The sequence below is a fragment of the Rhizobium sp. BK418 genome, from assembly GCF_004341105.1.
In the GTDB taxonomy this organism is placed as follows: domain Bacteria; phylum Pseudomonadota; class Alphaproteobacteria; order Rhizobiales; family Rhizobiaceae; genus Rhizobium.
On the sequence record NZ_SLZK01000007.1, the window covers coordinates 212,207 to 235,904 of the forward strand.

Consider the following 23,698-nt stretch of genomic DNA (forward strand, 5'->3'; position numbering starts at 1 on the left):
AAATAACCGCAGGATTTTGCTTAATTTTCGCTAAATGGCGGCACTGAGAATTATCAATAAAAAATCAAAAGTTGTAGAATCAGCTGTAATAATGCGACGCCACCGCACCGAGTTTCGCTAATAAATATTACTTATTGACATAAATTCTCAATAGAATCCTCCATTTTGGGACATTGCAACGCCGCGAAAATATTTCGCCCTGCGACGATTTTTCTAATCAAAAAAGAGAGAAGGGATCCCTCTCGAGGGCCGCTTAGTTATTGAGATCATGTAATTTATTTTGGTCAGCCCGCAGGTTTTATATTGAGCGGCCTCAATTTTTACTGCGTTCGCAACACCTCGTTCCAGTGCGCAATCAGCCGCGCCCGTTTCACCTGATCGAGATAAACCATCAGGCCTGGGCTAACCGGCACGGGACGCAACTGTGCGCCGAGCAGTTCCTGCAACGTATTGGCGGTGTTCTCACCCGCCACTTCGGGGCTGACGGCAGGGATCTGCAGCTCGCGAGCCATGATCGTCTGCCCCTCCTTCGACATGAAGAAGGCGAGGTAGCGCCGCCCGAGTTCCGGCTCGGCTGCAGCCTGCGGTACCAGGCCGATGCGTGACATTACGACCGTATAGTCCTTCGGCAGCACGATGCCGACGTCAGGGTGACGCGAAGCCCAGTCAGCCGCATAGGAGCCGAGAATATTGTAGCCGAGCACGAAGCGCCCGTCGGCCACACGCTCGAGGATCGCCGAACTCGTGGAATAGAGTTTTACACCCGCCGCCCCCATCGCGCCGATTACCGACCAAATGTCGCCGAACTGTTCCTGGTCTCTCGCCATGAAGAGAAAACCCACACCGGACCGTTCGATGTCATAGGTGCCGATCCGTCCGTAAACCTCGTTGCCCTTGCGCTTCAGATAATCGACGAATTCTGCCCGCGAGCTCGGCACCGTTTCATGGGCAAAACTTGGCTTGTGATAGACGAAAACAGCGGGTTCGAAGGTCAACGCATAGGCCGTGTTGCGCCAGTTTGCCCATTTCGGCCACTGGGCGCTCATCGGCAGATTGCTCACCTGAGCGTAGCCATCGTTGGAAAGCTTCACCTGCAGGTCCATCGCGGAAGAGAAGGCGAAGTCCGCCGTCTTGAAGCCGGCATCCGTCTCTTTGACGATGCGGTCATGAATATCCCCGGTCAGCATGTCCTCATATTTGACCGCCACATCCGGATTGGCCTCCTGAAAACCGCGGATCATCGGCTGCGCGAGCGGCTCGTCGAGCGAGGAATAGACCGTCAACACCGGCGCATCGGCATTGCCCGACTTCGCCGGGTAGAAGACCTGCTCTGCGGCTGCAAGGCCGGGCACAAGGCAAAAAAGCAGAATGAAAAGGCTCCTCATGCAGAGAGAATGCCTGACCAGACAGACCGAGACAAGCGAAGCATCAAAGCTCACGCTCGAAGAAAACCAAAATAGGCTTGAGATCATCAGGGACAGCATAATAGGCATCCCGCTCGCGAAAGCCCAGACGACGATAGAGCTTCTGCGCCGCGACTTGCCGGTAGCCGGTGTCAAGCTGCATCATGCGGTAGCCGTCTTTCCTGGCGCGGGTCAGCGAGGCCTCGCAGAGTGCAAGCGCCGCGCCGCTGCCACGCGCCTTCTCTGAAACGAAAAGCCGCTTCATTTCCGAAATGCCGGGCGCAATCTCATGCTGCATCACGCAGCCGACGTTCTCTCCGTCGAGGCGTGCCAGAAACATCGCACCTTGCGGCCTTGCATGGATATGGGGCAGCTCAGCGAGCAACGTCTCGAACTTTTCGGGATCATAGTAGAGCTCCACCTGCGACCGTTCGGCCGGATAATTGTCGTAAAGCCATTGCCTGAAGGCGCGACTGAGATGCCGAACAGCATCGATCTCTTCCGGAGTTTCCGCAAGCGCGACTGACAGGTCCCCCATCTGAAAAGCCTCCCTACGAGCCTTCTCGAAGTTACCATGAGGCTCTGTCTCTCGCCATCCTTCAGGCCGTCATGATGTCGATCGCCGATGAGGACTTGACCGCCTTCTTCGAAGCCGCCACGTCCAACGAAGCGCTGAAAGGCCCGCTGACGTCGGGAGCGATCGGTCGCATCATGAGCGTGACCACGGTATCAACATTCTCCAGGCAGCCTGATCGATCTTCTTGCGCGCGAGTGCCACTCTCCTCGGCCGGATGTGTCGGCGGAGTGGATGCGCGTTCGGATCTTCCATTCACCAATTCCCAGAATCGCTGTGACAGCCGGATGCCATCCCTGATAGACTCCCCCAAAAATCGAGGGAAACATCAGTTGCGTATCCTGCTTACCGAAGACAATATCGCGCTGGCCGATGGCCTTTCGGCGATCTTGCGCGGCACAGGTCACGCGGTGGATGTCGTCCATGATGGGGCCTCGGCCAATGCCGTGATTGCAGCGGAGAATTTCGATCTCGTCATTCTCGATCTGAACTTGCCGGAGATGGATGGGCTCGATGTGCTGCGTGCCATGCGCGCCCGCGGCAGCCGCGCGGCTGTGCTCATCCTGACGGCACGCGGCTCCCCGGAAGAACGCGTCAAAGGACTGGATCTCGGCGCTGATGACTATCTCATCAAACCCTTCGACATTGCTGAATTCGAGGCGCGCGTCCGCGTGCTCCTTCGCCGCCAGGCCGGCCTGCATTCCTCGACCGTCAGTTTCGGATCGATTTCGTTTGACCTGAACTCCCGCGCCTTTTCAGCCGGCGCCACACCGCTCGATATACCAGCCCGCGAGCTCGGCCTTCTTGAAATCCTCTTCATGCGCGCCGGCAAAGTCGTCGCCAAGGAAGCGATCATACAGTCTCTGACCGCTTTCGATGACGACATCTCCACCAATGCCATAGAGCAGTATGTCAGCCGCCTGAGAAAACGGCTTTTACCGCACGGCCTGACGGTGAAGACCGCCCGCGGCATCGGTTATTATCTCGATAAACTGTCCGAGACCTCATGACCGCAGCCTATTCGCTCCGGCGCCGATTGCTTTTCTGGCTGCTCGTTTCCACCGCCGTTATCGGCATGCTGGCGCTTGCCGATACCTGGCGCGAGGCCGTGCAGACCTCGAATATCGTTTCCGACCGTGTGCTCGCAGGTTCTGCGCTCGCCATTGCCGAACGTGTCGTGGTGGCAGAAGACGGTACGCTTGAGGTCGATATCCCCTATGTTGCGCTGGAAATGCTGACGTCGGCAGCGCAGGACCGCGTCTTCTATCGCGTCGACGGCCCGCCCGGAACATTCATAACCGGCTATCAGGCTCTTCCCGTATTGAAGGAAACACAAGGCGATACGGCCGCCTTCGCCGACGATGTCTTCCGTGGCGAGCCGATCCGCGTCGCGACCTTGAGGCGCTCCGCCTCGACTGGCATCCGCTCCGTGCCTTTCGTCGTTACCGTCGCCGAGACCACTATTGCCCGCCGCCAGCTCGCGCAGGCGATCCTCGTCCGCTCCGCATTGCGTCTTGCCTTCATGATTGCCGGTGCGGCCATCATCGTCTGGATTTCCGTGACTGTGGCGCTGCGACCGCTCTACAAGCTCGGCGATGCCATCGGCGAGCGCAATCCTGACGATCTCCATCCGATCGAACAATCCGTGCCGAGCGAAGTGCAGCCGCTCGTCGATACCGTCAACTCTTTCATGGTGCGCCTGCAATCGGCCCTCAATGCACTACGCAATTTCACCGGCAATGCCAGCCATCAGCTCCGCACGCCTCTGACGATCATCCGAACACAGCTCGCGCTTTCGGCCCGTGCCGGCTCACTGGATGAAGCGCAGCAGGCCGCACTGAAGGGCGATCAGGCCGTGGCCCATGCCGAGCGCATCCTTGCCCAGCTTCTGCTGATGGCCAAGATCGATGCAGCGACCGCCAAGGAGGCGCTGGCCGCTTCGGCCATCGATCTGACCGCGATCGCCCAGGAGATCACCGCCGAGCAGATTCCGCGAGCTGGCGAAGCCGGCATCGATCTCGGTTTCGAGGGCGAGGGGCCTGCGACGATCCGCGCCGAGCCGCTGCTGATCGGCGAAATGCTGCGCAACCTTGCCGGCAACGCCATCGCCTACGCCGGCAAGGGCGCAGAGGTAACCGTGCGTATTGTTGAAGATGCCGAGACAGTGCGGCTGGAAGTCGAGGACAATGGACCCGGCATTCCGCCCGAAAAGCTGGAAGCAGTCCGAAAGCGTTTTTCCCGCGGCAACGATTCCGGCGCGCCCGGCGCTGGACTCGGCCTGCCGATCGTCGAGGAAATCGCCAATCTTTTCAATGCGAGACTTACGCTCCTTCCCGGTCGCGGCGGCAGAGGCCTCAAGGCATCGGTGACGTTCAACCGGGCCACCTGACCGCCGTTACCGCGTTAACCTTTCCGCCTTGCATTCTTTCGCTGCATTGCACACACTGGCTCTGGGAACAGCTAAGCCGATCAACGGCACGCGGACAAAAAGAGCAATATGTCGATCAAAGCCAGCATCTACCATCTGACCCACTATCAATATGACAAACCGGTCCGCCTCGGCCCACAGATCATCCGCCTGAAGCCAGCCTCGCATTCGAAGACGAGGGTTTTGAGCCATTCGCTGAAGGTCACGCCGTCGAACCACTTCGTGAACCTGCAGCAAGACCCTTACGGCAACTATCTCGCTCGCTTCGTCTTCCCCGATCCGGTCACCGAATTCAAGATCGAGGTCGATCTCGTTGCCGACATGACCGTCTACAATCCCTTCGACTTCTTCGTCGAAGAGGAAGCGACGATGTGGCCCTTCGACTATCCGGAAACCATTCGCGAAGACCTCTCTATCTATATGACGCCGGAAAAGCCTGGCCCTCGCCTGAAGGCCTTTTTGGAAACGCTTGACCGCTCCAAGCAGAAGACGGTCGACATGGTCGTCGGCCTCAACATGCGCCTGCAGCAGCAGATCGGTTATGTGATCCGAATGGAGGCAGGCGTTCAGACGCCGGAAGAAACGCTTGAGATCGCCAAGGGCTCCTGCCGCGACACGAGCTGGCTGCTTGTCCAGATCCTGCGCCATCTCGGCCTCGCCGCCCGCTTCGTCTCCGGCTATCTTATCCAGCTCACTCCCGACCTCAAGGCGCTCGATGGCCCCTCGGGCACGGAATATGATTTCACTGACCTGCATGCCTGGGCGGAGGTCTATCTCCCCGGCGCCGGCTGGATCGGCCTCGACCCGACCTCGGGCCTTTTGACCGGCGAAAGCCATATTCCGCTTGCCGCGACTCCGCATTATCGCAACGCCGCACCGATATCGGGTGGTTATTACGGCGAAGCCGAAACCGAATTCGCCTTCGACATGAAGGTTGCGCGCGTCGCCGAGCATCCGCGCATCACCAAGCCGTTTTCCGACGATGCCTGGGATGAACTCAACGAACTCGGTGAGAAGGTCGACCGCATCCTTGAAGCCGAAGACGTGCGCCTCACCATGGGCGGCGAGCCGACCTTCGTCTCAATTGACGATTTCGAGTCTGCCGAATGGAACACGGAGGCCGTCGGCCCGACGAAACGCGAGAAGGCCGACACGCTCATCCGGCGGCTGCGCGCCCGCTTCGCACCAAACGGCTTCCTGCATTACGGCCAGGGCAAATGGTATCCTGGCGAAAGCCTGCCGCGCTGGACCTTCTCGCTCTACTGGCGCAAGGACGGCCTGCCGATCTGGTCCTATGATAGTCTCGTCGCCAACGAAGGCCGGAACTATCAGGTCACGGAGGACGATGCCGGCCGTCTGCTGACCGCAATCGCCGGCGAGCTCGATCTGGCGCCCGATTTTGTGACCCCGGCTTTCGAAGATCCCGCCGAATGGCTGGTCAAGGAATCAAGCCTCCCCGAAAATGTCGATCCGTCGAATTCCAAACTCAAAGATGCCGAGGAGCGCGCGCGTATCGCCCGCGTCTTCGATCGCGGATTGACCCGTCCGACCGGCTATGTGCTGCCTGTTCAGGCCTGGAATGCACGGGCCAGCGGCCGCAGTTGGACGAGCGAAAAATGGTCGACGCGGCGCGGCCGCATCTTCCTCGTGCCGGGCGATAGCCCGGTCGGCTATCGCTTGCCGCTCAATTCCCTCGCCTATATTCCGCCATCGCAATATCCCTATATCAACCCGCTCGATCCCTTCGTGCAGCGACCGGAACTGCCGGATTTCGGACAGGATAGGGGACGCGAGCTGCAGACCGCACACTTCCAGCCCTTCACCGGTCAGCAGCCGACCATGCCGCAGTCGGCCAGCGAAATCGACGGTCACATCCGCACCGCGATTTCCGTCGAGCCGCGTGACGGCCGCCTCTGCGTCTTCATGCCCCCGACCGAGACGCTGGAAGATTATCTCGATCTCATCGCCTCGATCGAACGCGCAGCTTCCGCTCTCGGCCTTGCTGTCCATATCGAAGGCTATGCACCGCCACAGGACGAACGCATCAATGTCATCCGCGTTGCGCCCGACCCCGGCGTCATCGAGGTCAACATCCATCCTTCCTCGACATGGAAGGAAACGGTCGACATAACCACGGCCATCTATGAGGAGGCGCGAGAAAGCCGCCTCGGCGCCGACAAGTTCATGATCGACGGCCGCCATACTGGTACGGGCGGCGGTAACCACGTCGTTGTCGGCGGCAGCAATCCGAACAACAGTCCCTTCCTGCGCCGTCCGGATCTGCTGAAGAGCCTCGTCCTGCACTGGCAGCGTCATCCGTCTCTCTCCTACCTTTTCTCGGGCCTCTTCATCGGCCCGACCAGTCAAGCGCCGCGCATCGACGAAGCCCGCCACGATAGCCTCTATGAGCTGGAAATCGCACTGGCGCAGATACCGGCACCCGGTCGCGGCCTACAGCCCCTGCCCTGGCTGGTCGACCGCCTGTTCCGCAACCTCCTGGTCGACGTGACCGGCAATACGCACCGGGCCGAAATCTGCATCGACAAGCTCTTCTCGCCAGATGGGCCAACCGGTCGCCTCGGCCTCGTCGAGTTCCGCGGCTTTGAAATGCCGCCGAATGCCCGCATGTCGCTTGCCCAGCAATTGCTGGTGCGCGCGCTGATCGCCCGCTTCTGGGCGAATCCCGCGGACGGGAAGTTCGTGCGCTGGGGCACCACACTGCATGACCGATTCATGCTGCCGCATTATGCCTGGCAGGATTTTCTCGATGTCTTGGCGGACCTGCGTGAAAATGGCTTCGACTTGAGCCCCGAATGGTTCAAGGCGCAGCTCGAATTCCGTTTTCCCTTCTGCGGCGAAGTCGAATACGAAGGCTCGAAACTGGAACTGCGGCAGGCGCTGGAACCCTGGCATGTGATGGGCGAGCAGGGCGCGATCGGCGGCACGGTGCGCTATGTCGATTCGTCGGTGGAGCGCCTGCAAGTCCGCCTCGAAACCGGTAATGCCTCGCGCTATACCGTAACCTGCAACGGCCGGATCGTGCCCTTGACCCCGACAGTTACGTCAGGCGTGTCCATCGCCGGCGTGCGCTTCAAAGCTTGGCAACCAGCTTCTGGTTTACATCCGGTGCTGCCGGTGAATACGCCTTTGACTTTTGATATTTATGATACATGGTCGAAACGTTCGATCGGCGGCTGCATCTATCACGTTGCCCATCCGGGAGGCCGGAACTATGACACGTTCCCGGTCAACGGCAACGAGGCGGAAGCACGCCGGCTTGCGCGTTTCGAACCGTGGGGACACACGGCAGGCGGTTATATTCCGCGCGCCGAGACGGCCTCGCCTGAATTCCCGCTCACGCTGGATCTGAGGCGGCCTGTTGGAATTTGAAGAAACTGGGTCTGATGGGCAAAAAGCCTGCACTGGAATTGAGGGACGAAATCGGAGACCGCGACGGCACGGTCTTCGATTATGCGCCCCTGCCGGGCACCGCCGACGAGATGGTCGACAATAACGGCGCCATTCGGCCGGTCTGGCAGCGTTTCATCGCCCATCTGAACGCCATGTCCGAGAGAGATCTGGCCGAGCGTCTCGCCCGCGCCGACCGCTACCTGCGGGATGCCGGCGTCTTTTATCGCGCTTATGGTGCCCAAGGCAGTGGCGAGCGCGCCTGGCCGCTCTCCCACATTCCGGTGCTGATAGACGAGCGCGAATGGCAGGCGCTTTCGGCCGGCCTCGTCCAGCGCGCCGATCTCCTGGAGGCGATGGTTGCCGATATCTACGGCGAAAACAGACTTGTGGAAGAGGGCATCATCCCTCCCGCCCTCATTGCAGCCAACCCTGAATTCCAGCGGCCTTTGGTTGGCGTGAAACCGGCAACCGGTCACTATCTGCATTTCTGCGCCTTCGAGATCGGTCGTGGCCCCGATGGCAATTGGTGGGTGCTGGCCGACCGCACGCAGGCACCTTCCGGTGCGGGCTTTGCGCTCGAAAACCGCGTTGCGACCACACGATCCTTTTCTGACATCTACGCCGAAACACCGGTTCATCGCCTCGCTTCTTTCTTCGGCGCTTTCCGCGATGCGCTGCAGACGATGAAACATTCCGGTGACGACCGCATCGCGGTTCTGACCCCTGGCCCGGCCAACGAAACCTATTACGAACATGCCTATATTGCCCGCTATCTGGGCTTCATGCTCCTCGAAGGCGAGGATCTGACCGTCGTCAACGGCCGCGTCATGGTGCGCACCGTTGCCGGACTGAAGCCGATCGGCGTGCTCTGGCGGCGCCTCGATTCCGCCTATGCCGATCCGCTGGAACTGAACCAGAACTCGCATATCGGCACCCCCGGGCTCGTGGAGGCGCTGCGCGCCGAAACCATTACCATCGTCAACGCGCTCGGTACAGGGGTTCTCGAAACCCGCGCCCTGCTCGCCTTCATGCCCGCAGTCTGTCGCAATCTGCTGGGCGAAGATCTTCGCCTGCCGTCCATCGCCACATGGTGGTGCGGTCAAAAGGAGGAGCGCGACCATGTAGCAGCCAATATCGAAAAGATGGTGATTGGCCCGGCCTATTCCCGCGCGCCGTTTTTCGATGACGGTGGCGAATCCGTCCTCGGCTCATCGCTTCGCGCCACCGCGAAGACTTCGATTGCCGACTGGCTGACCAGCGACGGCGCAAAACTTGTCGGCCAGGAAGTCGTCACCCTCTCGACCACGCCTGCTTGGGTCAATGGCAAACTGACACCACGGCCGATGTCGCTGCGCGTCTTCGCCGCTCGCACCGCCAATGGCTGGCAGATCATGCCCGGCGGCTTTGCCCGCATCGGCTCGGGAGACGATGTCTCCGCCATTGCCATGCAATCCGGTGGAGCAGCTGCCGATGTCTGGATCGTCAGCGGCAAGCCGGTCGAGCGCCACACGCTTCTGCCCGCGGAAGGCAGCTTCACCCGTAACATGCCGGGCAGCCTGCCGAGCCGCGCCGCCGACAACCTCTTCTGGCTGGGTCGCTATATCGAGCGCGCCGAAGGTGCGCTGCGCATCCTGCGTGCCTGGCATGCGCGTTATGCAGAGGCGGCCGACCCGAACCAGCCGCTTCTGGCCGACGTCACCGAGTATCTTGCCGCCGTCGACATAGATACGGCCGAACCTGTGCCTGAATCGCTGCTGCGCAATATCGACAGCGCCGTCTATTCCGCAAGCAATATCCGCGACCGTTTCTCGCCTGACGGGTGGCTTGCCCTCAACGATCTCGCCAAGACCGCGCGCCGCTTCCATACGACGATTACGTCAGGCGACGACGCCAGCCACGCGATGACCATCCTGCTGCGCAAGCTCGCAGGTTTTGCCGGCCTCGTGCATGAAAACATGTATCGTTTCACCGGCTGGCGCTTCCTCTCGCTCGGCCGCTACATAGAACGCGGCCTGCACATGACGCGGCTTCTCGGCCGCATGTCCGGCCCGGAAGCGCCCGATGGCGCGCTCGACATGCTCCTCGAAATCGGCGACAGCGTCATGACCCACCGCCGCCGCTACAACGTCAACACCGCACGGCTGACGGTCACCGACCTCCTGGCGCTCGATCCGCTCAACCCGCGCTCGATCCTCTTCCAGATGAACGAGATCCATCGCGAGGTTGAACAGCTGCCGAACGCCTTCATCAACGGCCAGATGTCGCCCTTCTACCGCGAGGCAATGCGCCTGCATTCCGGACTTGCCGTCATGACGCCGGAGACGATGAACAGCGATGTCTACCACCGGCTCGAGCGCGAGCTGGAGCTCCTCTCCGACCTCCTGGCGCAGACCTATCTCGGATGACGGCCCTGCTCTACGATCTTACCCTGCATATGGGCTATGCCTACGACACGCCGGCATCCGGTGCGCGCCATATCATGCGCCTCATGCCACTCTCGCTGGCGAACCGGCAACGCCTGATCGCAGGCTCGATCAGCATTTCGCCGCAGCCCGACGAACAATCGTACTTCGTCGATTTTTTCGAGCATCCGGCAACATCCTTCCTGCTGCGCTCGCCGCATGAAACCCTCGATATCCGCATGCAGGCCCGCGTACAGGTCGAAAGCCAGGTCATATCGGCCGACTTCTCGCCATTGCTGGCCGACCTGCCGAAAGAAGTCGCCGGCATCTGGTCGCTCGATCCGGAATCCCCCCATCATTTCCTTGGCGACAGTCCGCGCCTGACGGAAACCAAGGCGATCACCGAATACGCAAAGGCCTGCGTCCAGCCTTCGCTGACGGTCATGCAGATCGCTTACGCGCTCTGCGCCCGTATCAATAAGGATTTCACCTACGATTCGGAGGCGACAACCGTCGACACGACGCCGTTGGAATCGTTCGAACTGAAGCGTGGCGTCTGTCAGGACTTTACCCATGTGATGATCCTTGCCTTGCGCAGTCTCGGCATTCCCGCCGGCTACGTCTCCGGCTTCCTGCGCACCATTCCGCCTCCCGGCAAGGAACGGCTGGAGGGGGCTGACGCCATGCATGCCTGGGTGCGGGTCTGGTGCGGAGAAACGGCAGGCTGGATTGAGCTCGATCCCACCAACAATATTCCCGCAGGCACCGACCATATCGTCGTCGCGTATGGCCGTGACTATGCCGATGTCGCTCCCGTTATCGGTGTACTCAAAAGCTATGGAAGCCAGCGTTCCGTGCAGGCGGTGGACGTAATTCCGCTGAAATAATCCCGAAATAGGAAAAAACCGCGGTTTTCCTAGAATTTTAGACACTGTTTTAGCGGCCGTTAAAGTCATCTGGTCCATCAATAGCGCCTAATTAGGGCTCCCTTGAATCGGTGGACATGATGAACACCCTGCATTCGCTTCTTGATCGGCTGCGGCGCGACCGTGGTGGCAATTTCGGTATGATGACGGCAATATTGCTGCCGGTGCTCATCGGCGCCGCAGGCTTCGCGATTGATACCATGAACATCATGGCTTCGCAGCGCCAGCTACAAGAAGCAGCCGACGCTGGAGCTCTTGCAGCAGCGTCCGCACTTTCTGCCGGCAAGGTCACCACCGACGATCAGGCAAAGACCCTCGCCAAGGATTTCGTGATCGGCCAGATGGCAAACTATGTCGATGCGGCAACTATCAGTGCTTTGGAAACATCGACGGCCGTGAACATCGACACGACCACCTCGTCAGGCGGCAAAAGCTACAAGATCTCGGTCAATACGTCCTATCCGCTGAGCCTGACGCCATTCATGAACGTCCTAGGATTCAAAACGTCCAAGATAGCGGCGGCAGGCACCTCAACCGGCGGCATCAGCCAGGAGCGTAGCGCGGTTTCTATGACGCTCGTTCTCGACGAATCCGGCTCGATGCTCGCAAATACCGGCACCAAGATTGTGCCGACAACGAGTTGCAAGCAATATAATACCAGCGGTCAGTCGATCGGTACGAAGAGCCCGTGCTATATTAAGAAAATTGACGCATTGAAGACGGCTGCCAACCTTCTTCTCGATCAGTTGGACAAGGCCGACCCGCAATCCAAATACGTTCGCACCAACGCAATCGCGTGGAGCGGCACCATCCAGGACTCTAATAACTTCAACTGGGGCACTTCCAAGACGAGGACCGAAGTCATCGATACGATGTCGGCAGGCGGCAACACGGAATCGTCAGTGCCGATGGAGAAAGCCTATAATGGCCTGAATTCGACAGGTGGAGGCTCGGAGTCAAAGATTCAGGCTGATGCCGGCAACAACAAGCTAACTAAATATATCGTCTTCATGACTGATGGTGAAAACAACAATTCTGCATCCGACACGAAGACGCTGGCCACCTGCGCCAATGCCAAAAAGGACGGGATCAATATCTATTCGATCGCATTCATGGCCCCCGAAGCGGGAAAAAACCTCCTGAGCACGTGCGCCAGTGGACCTACCTACTACTTCCAGGCAGAAAGTATGAACGACCTCATTGCCGCCTTTCAGGCCATTGGGCAGAACGCGGCCGCCGACAAAACCCTGCTGACGCAGTAATCAAAGCCTCCGTTCTCTCAATCAAAAAGCCGTCCCGGAACAAACCGGGGCGGCTTTTCGTTTGATCCTTATTCCACCCATCAGATCGGGAAAACCGATTGAAATCAAGTCCCTTAATCCCCTCAAATATGAAGGTTCCGCAAATTTTTCGTTTACCCGATTCCCTTGTTGCAAGTGCGTGATAACGGTGCATAAACTGCCCTGTCGGCGTAAGCGACAAATCGATTGAATCAGGCATAACATACTGTAACCAAATCAAAATTGGCGAGACTGACCATGAATACTGTTTCGAAGCCGACCATTCCTTCCCCCGCTCCGCGCAGTTCACGGCCAGAAATCCTCGCCGAGGAAATCATCGAGCGTTTGACCTACCGGATCGGCAAGGATGCCAAGGTTGCAAAGCCGCATGACTGGTTGACGGCAACCATCCTCGTGGTGCGTGACCGCATCATCGACAAGTGGATGGAATCCACCCGCAAGGTTTATGAGACCGGCGCCAAGCGCGTCTATTACATGTCTCTCGAATTTCTGATCGGGCGCCTGATGCGTGACGCCGTCTCCAATCTCAACCTGATGGAAGAGGTTCGGGATGCGCTGGCTTCGCTCGGCGTCGATATCAATGTCATTGCCGGCCTCGAACCCGATGCCGCACTCGGCAACGGTGGTCTCGGCCGCCTCGCCGCCTGCTTCATGGAATCGATGGCAACCGTCGATGTGCCGGCCTACGGCTACGGCATCCGCTACGTTCACGGTCTCTTCCGTCAGCAGATGGCGGATGGCTGGCAAGTGGAATTGCCGGAAAACTGGCTCGCTCACGGCAATCCCTGGGAATTCGAACGCCGAGAAAGTGCGTATGAGATCGGCTTCGGCGGATCGATCGAGGTCATAACCGGCCATGACGAACAGCCGCGCTATGTCTGGAAGCCAGCCGAGCGCGTCATCGCTGCCGCCTTCGACACTCCTGTCGTCGGCTGGCGCGGCAAGCGCGTCAATACGCTGCGCCTTTGGTCGGCGCAGCCGATCGACCCGATCCTGCTCGATGCTTTCAATGCCGGCGACCACATAGGCGCGCTACGCGAGAGCAACAGGGCCGAAAGCCTGACGCGCGTTCTTTATCCGGCCGATGCGACGCCCGCGGGGCAGGAACTGCGTCTGCGCCAGGAATATTTCTTCTCGTCCGCATCGCTCCAGGACATCCTGCGTCGTCACCTGCAGCAGTATGACGACTTCACATCCCTGCCGGATAAGGTGGCGATCCAGCTCAACGATACGCACCCAGCCGTTTCCGTTGCCGAATTGACGCGCCTGCTCTGCGACGTGCACGGACTGGATTTCGATACGGCCTGGGACATTACCCGCCGCACCATCTCCTACACCAACCACACGCTTCTTCCCGAAGCGCTGGAAAGCTGGCCGGTTCCGCTTTTCGAGCGTCTGCTGCCGCGCCACATGCAGATCATCTACGCGATCAACGCCAAGGTCCTCATCGAAGCCCGCAAGACCCGCAATTTCTCCGACACGGAAATCCGTTCGATCTCGTTGATCGACGAGAGCGGCGAACGCCGCGTGCGCATGGGTAACCTCGCCTTTGTCGGCTCACACTCGATCAATGGCGTCTCCGCGCTGCACACGGACCTCATGAAGGTCACGGTCTTCGCCGACCTGCATAAGCTCTATCCCGACCGCATCAACAACAAGACCAACGGCATCACGCCGCGCCGTTGGCTGCAGCAGTGCAATCCAGGCCTCACCAGCCTGGTGCGCGAGGCGATCGGCGATGAATTCCTTGATGACGCCGAAAAGCTGCGTGCACTCGACAAATTCGCAACGGACCCGAGCTTCCAGCAGAAGTTTGCAGCCGTAAAGCGCGCGAACAAGGTGGCGCTCTCCAATCTCGTCGCCAGCCGCATGGGCGTGAAGCTCGATCCGTCGGCGATGTTCGACATCCAGATCAAGCGCATCCACGAGTACAAGCGCCAGCTCCTGAACATCGTCGAAGCTGTCGCACTCTACGACCAGATCCGTTCGCACCCCGAGCTGGACTGGGTGCCGCGCGTAAAACTCTTCGCCGGCAAGGCGGCGCCGAGCTACTACAATGCCAAGCTCATCATCAAGCTCATCAACGATGTTGCCCGCACGATCAATAACGACCCGTCCGTCCGCGGCCTGCTGAAGGTCGTCTTCGTGCCGAATTACAATGTCTCGCTTGCAGAAGTCATGGTTCCAGCCGCGGATCTCTCCGAGCAGATCTCGACTGCCGGCATGGAAGCGTCAGGCACCGGCAACATGAAATTCGGCCTCAACGGCGCGCTGACGATCGGCACGCTCGACGGCGCCAACGTCGAGATGCGCGACAATGTCGGCGAAGACAATATCGTGATCTTCGGCCTGCAAGCCGACGAAGTCGCCAAGATCCGCAGCGAGGGCCATAATCCTCGCGCGATCATTGAAGGCTCGCGTGAGCTGGCGCAGGCGCTGGCTGCCATCAGCTCCGGCGTCTTCTCTCCCGATGACCGCAACCGTTACACCGGTCTCATCGATGGCATCTATTCGCACGACTGGTTCATGGTCGCCGGCGACTTCGATGCGTATGCCGCCGCCCAGCGCGAGGTCGACCAGATTTGGACCAATCAGTCCTCCTGGTACGAGAAGACGATCAACAATACGGCACGGATGGGCTGGTTCTCGTCCGACCGTACGATCAGACAATATGCCGATGAGATCTGGAGAGCCGGATGAAGCCACCGAAAGCCGCCCCTGAAGTGAAGCTTCCCTGGGAAATTTCGGCAGACGAAATCGCGGCAATCCTCAGCGGCTCGCAGGCCAATCCTTTTGCCGTCCTGGGCGTGCACCAGGTCGGCGAGACCTTCGTTACCAGATGTTTCCTTCCAGGCGCCGAAGCCGTCACGGCGATGACGCTGGATGGAACACCGATCGGCGATCTCCATCAGCTTCATCCGGATGGTATTTTTGCCGGCCAGGTCTCCATTACCAAATTTCAGCCGGTGCGCTATCGTGCCCGCCGCGCTGACGCCGAATGGGCGGTGACCGATGCGTACAGCTTCGGCCCGGTACTCGGGCCGATGGACGATTATTACGCTCGGCAAGGTTCGCATCTGCGGCTGTTTGATAAGATGGGGGCTCATCGTATCAAGCACGAAGGGACGACCGGCATTCACTTCGCTGTATGGGCGCCGAATGCGCAGCGCGTCTCCGTCGTCGGCGATTTCAACAATTGGGACGGTCGCCGTCATGTCATGCGCTTCCGATCCGATTCAGGCATCTGGGAGATCTTTGCCCCCGATGTACCTCTCGGAGTCCCCTACAAATTCGAAATCCGAGGTCACGACGGTGTGCTGCTGCCGCTGAAAGCGGATCCCTTCGCTCGCCGCAGCGAACTTCGCCCGAAAACCGCCTCCGTGACGGCCGCCGAGCTTTCACAGGAATGGCAGGACGAGGAGCATCTGAAGCACTGGCGCGAAACCGACAAGCGCCGGCAACCGATCAGCATCTATGAAGTTCATGCCGGCTCCTGGCAGCGTCGACAGGATGGCTCCATGCTGTCCTGGGACGAGCTTGCCTCAAGCCTCATCCCCTACTGCGTCGATATGGGTTTTACCCATATCGAGTTCCTGCCGATCACCGAACACCCCTACGACCCCTCCTGGGGCTATCAGACGACCGGCCTCTACGCTCCGACGGCCCGTTTCGGCGAACCGGAAGGTTTCGCCCGTTTCGTCAACGGCTGCCATAAGGTCGGCATCGGCGTGATACTCGACTGGGTGCCGGCACATTTCCCGACGGACGAGCATGGTCTCGGCTGGTTCGACGGCACTGCACTTTATGAGCACGCCGACCCGCGAAAGGGCTTCCACCCGGACTGGAACACGGCGATCTACAATTTTGGCCGCACCGAAGTCGTATCTTACCTCGTCAACAACGCCCTCTACTGGGCCGAGAAGTTCCATCTCGACGGCCTCCGCGTCGATGCCGTCGCCTCGATGCTCTATCTCGACTATTCGCGCAAGCATGGCGAATGGATCCCCAACGAGTATGGCGGCAATGAAAACCTGGAAGCCGTTCGCTTCCTGCAGAACCTCAATACCCGCATCTACGGCGAGCATCCCGGCGTCATGACCATTGCCGAGGAATCGACCTCCTGGCCGAAAGTTTCGCAGCCGGTTCACGAAGGCGGCCTTGGCTTCGGCTTCAAGTGGAACATGGGCTTCATGCACGACACGCTGAGCTACATGAGCCGCGATCCTGTTCATCGCAGGCATCATCACAATGAGCTGACCTTTGGCCTACTCTATGCTTATTCCGAAAATTTCGTCCTGCCGCTGTCCCACGATGAAGTGGTGCATGGCAAGGGTTCGCTGATCGCCAAGATGCCGGGCGACGACTGGCAGAAATTCGCAAACCTGCGCGCCTATTACGCCTTCATGTGGGGCTATCCCGGCAAGAAACTGCTCTTCATGGGGCAGGAATTTGCCCAATGGGCCGAGTGGAGCGAGAGCAAGGCGCTGGACTGGAACCTGTTGCAATATCGTATGCACGAGGGCATGCGCCGCCTGGTGCGCGACCTGAACTTCACCTACCGCAGCAAGCCAGCGCTCCATGCCCGCGATTGCGAAGGCGACGGCTTCGAATGGCTCATCGCCGATGACTACGAAAACTCGGTCTTTGCTTGGTTGCGTAAGGCGCCGGGCCAGAAGCCTATCGTCGTCATCAGCAACTTCACGCCCGTCTATCGCGAGAACTACTCGGTTCGTCTGCCGTCCGCAGGACGCTGGCGGGAAATCCTCAATACCGATGCCGACATCTATGGCGGCAGCGGAAAGGGCAATGGCGGGCGCGTGCAGGCCGTCGATGCCGGCGGTGAGACAAGCTGCTCGATAACCCTGCCGCCGCTGGCGACAATCATGCTTGAACCCGAGAATTAGTGACTGGTGGGAGGAGAAAATGGTAGAAAGACGCATTCAGCCACTTGCCCGCGATGCAATGGCCTATGTTCTCGCCGGCGGCAGGGGAAGCCGCCTCAAGGAACTGACCGATCGGCGTGCCAAGCCAGCCGTCTATTTCGGCGGCAAAGCCCGTATCATTGATTTTGCGTTGTCCAATGCTTTGAATTCCGGCATCCGCCGCATTGGCGTCGCCACGCAGTACAAGGCGCATTCACTGATTCGCCACATGCAGCGCGGTTGGAACTTCTTCCGCCCCGAGCGAAACGAGAGCTTCGACATCCTGCCCGCCTCCCAGCGCGTTTCCGAAACGCAATGGTATGAAGGCACCGCCGACGCCGTCTATCAGAACATTGACATCATCGAGGATTACGGCGTCGAATACATGGTCATTCTCGCCGGCGACCATGTCTATAAGATGGACTATGAATACATGCTCCAGCAGCATGTCGATTCCGGCGCGGACGTGACGATCGGCTGCCTGGAAGTGCCGCGCATGGAGGCAACCGGCTTCGGCGTCATGCACGTCAACGAGAAGGACGAGATCTTCGCGTTCATTGAAAAACCGGCCGATCCGCCGGGCATTCCGGACAAGCCGGATTTTGCGCTGGCCTCCATGGGCATCTATGTCTTCCATACGAAGTTCCTGCTGGAAGCGCTGCGCCGCGACGCCGCCGACCCGACATCCAGCCGAGATTTCGGCAAGGATATCATCCCATATATCGTCGAGCACGGTAAGGCGGTCGCTCACCGCTTCGCCGAGTCCTGCGTCCGCTCCGATTTCGAACACGAGCCCTACTGGCGCGATGTCGGCACGATCGATGCCTATTGGCAGGCCAATATCGACCTGACGGCGATCGTCCCGGCTCTCGATATCTATGACAAGGCCTGGCCGATCTGGACCTATGCCGAGATCACGCCGCCGGCGAAATTCGTCCATGATGACGAAGACCGCCGCGGTTCGGCAACCTCCTCCGTCGTTGCCGGCGACTGCATCATCTCAGGTGCGAGCCTCAACCGCAGCCTTCTCTTCACAGGTGTACGGGCCAATTCCTACTCCAAGCTGGAAGGAGCGGTTATCCTGCCCAACGTGAAGATCGGTCGGCGCGCACAACTCAAAGACGTTGTGATCGACCACGGTGTCATCATCCCGGAAGGTCTTGTCGTCGGCGAGGATCCAGAACTCGACGCACGGCGCTTCAGACGGACGGAAAGCGGTATTTGCCTGATCACGCAACCGATGATCGACAAGCTGGATATTTGACTTATGAAAGTTCTTTCGGTTTCGTCCGAAGTCTTCCCTTTGATCAAGACAGGGGGCCTTGCCGATGTGGCAGGCGCCCTGCCCATAGCCCTCAAATCCTTCGGCATCGAAACCAAAACCCTCATGCCCGGCTATCCCGCCGTCATGAAACTCCTGCAGAATCCGGTCCTTCGGCTGGAATTTTCGGATCTGCTCGGCCAGCCGGCAAGGTTGCTCGAGGTGGAGCATCAGGGCCTCGATATTCTCGTGCTCGATGCGCCTGCTTATTACGACCGCCCCGGCGGTCCCTATCTCGATACGACCGGCAAGGACTACCCTGACAACTGGCGCCGTTTCGCCGCTCTTTCGCTGGCAGGCTCCGAGATCGCCGCCGGCCTGCTGCGTGGCTGGCGACCCGATCTGGTGCATGCCCATGACTGGCAATCCGCAATGGTACCGGTCTACATGCGTTATTATCCGACGCCCGAACAGCCGAGCATTCTGACAATCCACAACATCGCTTTCCAGGGTCAGTTCGGCGCCGATATTTTCCCCGGCCTGCGCTTACCGCCTCATGCTTTTGCCACCGAAAGCATCGAATATTACGGCACTGTCGGTTTCCTCAAGGGCGGTTTGCAGACTGCCACAGCCATCACCACCGTCAGCCCCTCCTATGCCGAGGAAATCCTGACCCCGCAATTCGGCATGGGCCTGGAAGGCGTCATCGCCAGCCGCCGAAACGTGCTGCATGGCATTGTTAACGGCATCGACGCCGATATTTGGAATCCGGCGACTGATCCGGTCGTCCACACGCATTACGGCCCGACGACGCTGAAGAACCGCATCGAGAACCGCCGGTCCATCGAAGAATTCTTCCATCTCGACCACGATGACGCGCCAATCTTCTGCGTCATCAGCCGCCTGACCTGGCAGAAGGGCATGGATCTTGTCGCCAGCGCCGCCGACGAGATCGCGACGATGGGCGGGAAGCTCGTCGTGCTCGGCTCCGGCGAAGCGGCCCTCGAAGGCGCGTTGCTCGCCGCTGCCACCCGCAACCCTGGCCGCATCGGCGTTTCTATCGGTTATAACGAGCCGATGTCGCATCTCATGCAGGCTGGCTGCGACGCGATCATCATTCCATCGCGCTTCGAGCCCTGCGGCCTCACCCAGCTTTATGGCCTGCGTTATGGCTGCGTGCCGATCGTGGCGCGCACCGGCGGTCTCAACGATACCGTGATCGATGCCAATCATGCTGCACTTGCGGCAAAGGTGGCGACAGGCATACAATTCGCGCCGGTAAATGAAGAAAGCATGCTACAGGCACTGCGCCGCGCCATGCACCTCTATGCGGATCAAAAAGTCTGGACCCAATTGCAAAAGCAGGGCATGAAGTCGGATGTCTCTTGGGAGAAGAGCGCCGAACGTTATGTTGCCCTGTATACCAGCCTCGTCTCGAAAGGCATGTGACCTAAAATGATCAAGTCCGTTCCCACCACGCCCTACCAGGACCAGAAACCCGGTACATCGGGCCTGCGTAAGAAGGTTCCGGTCTTCCAGCAGCCGAACTATGCGGAAAACTTCATCCAGTCGATCTTCGATTCCCTGGAAGGCTATCAGGGCAAGTGCCTGGTCATCGGCGGCGACGGACGCTACTACAACCGCGAAGTCATTCAGAAGGCGATCAAGATGGCCGCCGCCAACGGCTTCGGCAAAGTCATGGTCGGCAAGGGCGGTATTCTGTCGACGCCGGCAGCGTCCAACATCATCCGCAAGTACAAGGCCTTCGGCGGCATCATCCTCTCGGCCAGCCACAATCCGGGCGGCCCGACTGAAGACTTCGGCATCAAGTACAATGCCAGCAACGGAGGCCCTGCGCCGGAAAAGATCACCGACACGATCTTCGCCCGCTCCAAGGTGATTGAAAGCTACAAGATCGCCGACTTCGCCGACGTCAATATCGACCGCATCGGCAAGGAAGAGCTGCCAGGCGGCATGATCCTTTCGGTTATCGATCCGGTCGAGGACTATGCCGCGCTGATGGAAGAGCTCTTTGACTTCGGCGCGATCCGCAACCTGATCAGCCTCGGCTTCCGCGTCGCCTTCGACGCCATGAGCGCCGTCACCGGCCCCTATGCCAAGGAAATCTTCGAGAACCGCCTCGGCGCTCCCTCGAGCTCGGTGCGCAACTTCATGCCGCTTCCGGATTTCGGCGGCCATCACCCAGACCCGAACCTTGTTCATGCCAAGGAGCTCTATGACGAGATGATGGGTGAGGATGCGCCAGATTTCGGTGCCGCATCTGACGGCGACGGCGACCGCAACCTTATCATTGGCCGCGGCATTTTCGTCACCCCGTCCGACAGCTTGGCGATCCTCGCCGCCAACGCCAACCTGGCGCCTGGTTACTCCGGCGGCCTCGCCGGCATTGCCCGCTCCATGCCGACGTCAGGTGCGGCAGATCGCGTGGCTGAAAAGCGCGGTATCGGCATCTACGAAACGCCGACCGGCTGGAAATTTTTCGGCAACCTGCTCGACGCCGGGATGGCAACGATCTGCGGCGAAGAAAGCGCCGGTACCGGCTCCAACCATGTCCGCGAGAAGGACGGCCTCTGGGCCGTGCTGCTGTGGCTGAACATCCTGGCCGTACGCGGTGAAAGCGTGCAGGAAATCGTCACCCAGCACTGGCAGACCTACGGCCGCAACTATTATTCCCGCCACGACTACGAAGGCGTCGATAGCGATGCCGCCAACGGCCTGATCGACAATCTGCGCAGCCAGCTTACGACCCTGCCCGGCAAGACTTTCGGCGATCTCATCGTCGAGAAGGCGGACGATTTCGCCTATAACGATCCGGTCGACAAGTCGGTCAGCGAGCATCAGGGTATCCGCGTCCTGTTCAAGGGCGGCTCCCGCGTCGTCTTCCGCCTGTCGGGCACCGGCACGTCTGGCGCAACCCTGCGCGTCTATATCGAGCGTTACGAGCCGGATTCGACTCGCCACAACATCGAGACGCAGGAAGCGCTGGCCGATCTGATCGCGGCCGCGGAAAGCATCGCCAATATTCGTGAGCGCACGGGACGCAACGAGCCGACCGTGATCACCTGATCCGGGGGGCGTATGAGGGGCAATAGTTCCGCACAGGGCGGCGCCATCGTCTTCGAGACGGGCGTTGAATTTGCTGTCTGGTCGCATCATGCGGCGCAGATTGATCTCTGTCTCTTCGACGATGATGGCAAGGAATACGCAAGGCTTCCCATGGCCCGCGACAGCGGCCATGTCTTCCGGCTCTTCGTCGACGGATTGAAGGAAGGCGCTCGATATGGCTATCGCGCCGACGGCATGTACGCTCCAGACAACGGCCTCTGGTTCGATCCTTCGAAGCTCCTGATCGATCCCTATGCCAAGGCGGTCGACCAACCCTTCCGTTACGATCCCCGCCTCGGCATCTTTGGCGAAGATACGCAAGACCTGGTGCCGAAGTCAGTCGTCACCAAAGACTTACCCGTCAAAATCCGAGAGCCGCTCTTCAAACCGGGCGGCTTTATTTATGAAGTGGCAGTCAAACCCTTCACCATCCTGCATTCGGATGTGCCGGAAGCTCTGCGCGGCACGGTCGCTGCTCTGGCCCACCCCTCTGTTGTCGCTCACTTGACACGCATCGGCGTCGATGCCGTCGAGCTAATGCCGATTGTCGCCTGGATCGATGAGCGCCACCTGCCGCCGCTCGGCCTGGCGAATGGCTGGGGTTACAATCCCGTTGCCTTTATGGCGCTCGATCCGCGCATCGTGCCTGGCGGCATCGCTGAATTGCGGGATACGGTCGCGAAGCTGCATGACGAAGGCATTGCCGTTATCCTCGACCTCGTCTTCAATCATACCGGCGAAAGCGACCGCTACGGCGCGACGCTGTCGCTGCGCGGCATCGACAATCTCAGCTACTATCGTCACATGCCGGACCGGCCATCCGTGCTCGTCAATGATACCGGAACCGGGAATACGGTCGCGTGTGATCATCCCTATGTTCAACGGCTCATTATCGACAGTTTGCGCCATTTCGTCGGCAATGCCGGAGTCGACGGCTTCCGTTTTGATCTCGCACCCATTCTCGGACGCACTGCAAATGGCTTCGACCGGAACGGTACATTGGCCGCGATGCTGGCCGACGACCTGCTCGGCGATCGCATCATGATCGCCGAACCCTGGGATATCGGCTCCGGCGGCTATCAGCTCGGCAATTTCCCGGCGCCCTTCCTGGAATGGAATGACCGCGCCCGCGATGACATCAGGTGCTACTGGCGCGGTGACGATTGGAAGACAGGTTCGCTCGCGACCGTGCTGGCCGGCTCGTCGAACATATTCTCAGCCAACGACGGAAAAGGAACCCGCAGCGTCAATTTCCTTGCTGCCCATGATGGCTTCACGCTCATGGACCTCGTCTCCTACAGCGGCAAGCACAATGAGGCGAATGGCGAGAGCAATCGCGACGGCCACAACGAGAACCATTCCTGGAACAATGGCGTCGAAGGCGAAACCGCCTATCCCGTCATCCGGGAACGCCGCAAGGCTGATGTCAAGGCACTCCTCTCCACCCTGTTTGCCAGCCGCGGCAGCATCATGCTGACGGCCGGCGACGAGGGCGGGCGAAGTCAGCACGGCAACAACAATGCCTATTGCCAGGACAATGAAATTACCTGGGTCGACTGGAAACTGCTGGACGAAGACCTAATCGCCTATACAGCCTTCATCGCCGCACTTCGCCGCCGTTTCTCGGTCTTCTCCGACCTTACGTTCTTTTCCGGAAACGGTGATGTGGAATGGATTTCGCTCTCCGGTGAGCCGATGATCGTAGGCGAATGGGAGACACCCTCGCTGTCCACCCTCGGCATGGTGCTTGCGACTCACGATCGCTCCTCCCGCGGGCAGATTCGCCTCGCTGTCTTGTTCAACCGTTCCGAACAGCACCAACTCTTCACGCTTCCCTCAGCCGGCGAAACAAACTGGAGTCAGATTTTACTGGATGGTGAGCGGAAAGTCGGCGCCCGTGCCACAGTTGAGCCGCGTTCGGTGGCCTTTTTCGTGGAAAATTGA

At 59.6% G+C, this 23,698-nt stretch carries 14 protein-coding genes and 1 pseudogene; 12 read left to right on the forward strand and 3 right to left on the reverse strand.

What is annotated here, in order from left to right; translation table 11 throughout:
- Positions 1-320: 320 nt before the first annotated feature.
- From EV281_RS25440 to EV281_RS32015, 3 genes and pseudogenes are all read right to left on the reverse strand, one after another.
- Entirely contained in the window at positions 321-1,385 is a 1,065-nt protein-coding gene (locus EV281_RS25440; RefSeq protein WP_184328084.1) for an ABC transporter substrate-binding protein, read from the reverse strand.
- A gap of 43 nt (positions 1,386-1,428) precedes the next feature.
- Positions 1,429-1,962 (reverse strand): annotated as a pseudogene (locus EV281_RS25445) (GNAT family N-acetyltransferase); the annotation flags it as partial.
- Positions 1,963-2,002: 40 nt separating this feature from the next.
- Complete coding sequence (locus EV281_RS32015) at positions 2,003-2,128, reverse strand: hypothetical protein (protein WP_281027486.1); 126 nt, start codon at positions 2,126-2,128, stop codon at positions 2,003-2,005.
- Between the two features lie 181 nt (positions 2,129-2,309).
- Between EV281_RS32015 and EV281_RS25450 the strand changes: the two genes are divergently transcribed.
- From EV281_RS25450 to glgX, 12 genes are all read left to right on the forward strand, one after another.
- Positions 2,310-2,987: a response regulator transcription factor gene (locus EV281_RS25450; protein ID WP_132657043.1), complete on the forward strand. Its 678-nt coding sequence runs from the start codon at positions 2,310-2,312 to the stop codon at positions 2,985-2,987.
- On the forward strand, positions 2,984-4,366 hold the full coding sequence (locus EV281_RS25455) for a sensor histidine kinase (RefSeq protein ID WP_132657044.1): 1,383 nt from the start codon (positions 2,984-2,986) through the stop codon (positions 4,364-4,366). Before EV281_RS25450 ends, EV281_RS25455 begins: the two co-directional genes overlap by 4 nt.
- A gap of 108 nt (positions 4,367-4,474) precedes the next feature.
- Positions 4,475-7,795, forward strand: a complete 3,321-nt coding sequence (locus EV281_RS25460) for a transglutaminase family protein (RefSeq protein WP_132657045.1) — start codon at positions 4,475-4,477, stop codon at positions 7,793-7,795.
- A 14-nt stretch (positions 7,796-7,809) separates the two neighbouring features.
- Positions 7,810-10,221: a circularly permuted type 2 ATP-grasp protein gene (locus tag EV281_RS25465; RefSeq protein WP_132657046.1), complete on the forward strand. Its 2,412-nt coding sequence runs from the start codon at positions 7,810-7,812 to the stop codon at positions 10,219-10,221.
- On the forward strand, positions 10,218-11,105 hold the full coding sequence (locus EV281_RS25470) for a transglutaminase family protein (protein ID WP_132657047.1): 888 nt from the start codon (positions 10,218-10,220) through the stop codon (positions 11,103-11,105). Before EV281_RS25465 ends, EV281_RS25470 begins: the two co-directional genes overlap by 4 nt.
- Before the next feature lie 116 nt (positions 11,106-11,221).
- Complete coding sequence (locus EV281_RS25475) at positions 11,222-12,406, forward strand: TadE/TadG family type IV pilus assembly protein (protein ID WP_132657048.1); 1,185 nt, start codon at positions 11,222-11,224, stop codon at positions 12,404-12,406.
- Between the two features lie 276 nt (positions 12,407-12,682).
- Positions 12,683-15,145 carry a glycogen/starch/alpha-glucan phosphorylase gene (locus tag EV281_RS25480; protein WP_132657049.1) on the forward strand — a complete coding sequence of 821 codons (2,463 nt, stop codon included), beginning with the start codon at positions 12,683-12,685 and terminating at the stop codon, positions 15,143-15,145.
- Positions 15,142-17,349, forward strand: coding sequence for a 1,4-alpha-glucan branching protein GlgB (gene glgB, locus EV281_RS25485; protein ID WP_132657050.1), 2,208 nt, complete (start codon positions 15,142-15,144; stop codon positions 17,347-17,349). Before EV281_RS25480 ends, glgB begins: the two co-directional genes overlap by 4 nt.
- Positions 17,350-17,368: 19 nt before the next feature.
- Positions 17,369-18,631 carry a glucose-1-phosphate adenylyltransferase gene (glgC, locus tag EV281_RS25490; RefSeq protein ID WP_132657051.1) on the forward strand — a complete coding sequence of 421 codons (1,263 nt, stop codon included), beginning with the start codon at positions 17,369-17,371 and terminating at the stop codon, positions 18,629-18,631.
- A gap of 3 nt (positions 18,632-18,634) precedes the next feature.
- Positions 18,635-20,077, forward strand: coding sequence for a glycogen synthase GlgA (gene glgA, locus EV281_RS25495; protein ID WP_132657052.1), 1,443 nt, complete (start codon positions 18,635-18,637; stop codon positions 20,075-20,077).
- Positions 20,078-20,083: 6 nt separating this feature from the next.
- Positions 20,084-21,715 carry an alpha-D-glucose phosphate-specific phosphoglucomutase gene (locus tag EV281_RS25500; RefSeq protein ID WP_132657053.1) on the forward strand — a complete coding sequence of 544 codons (1,632 nt, stop codon included), beginning with the start codon at positions 20,084-20,086 and terminating at the stop codon, positions 21,713-21,715.
- Between the two features lie 12 nt (positions 21,716-21,727).
- Positions 21,728-23,698: a glycogen debranching protein GlgX gene (gene glgX, locus EV281_RS25505; protein ID WP_132657054.1), complete on the forward strand. Its 1,971-nt coding sequence runs from the start codon at positions 21,728-21,730 to the stop codon at positions 23,696-23,698.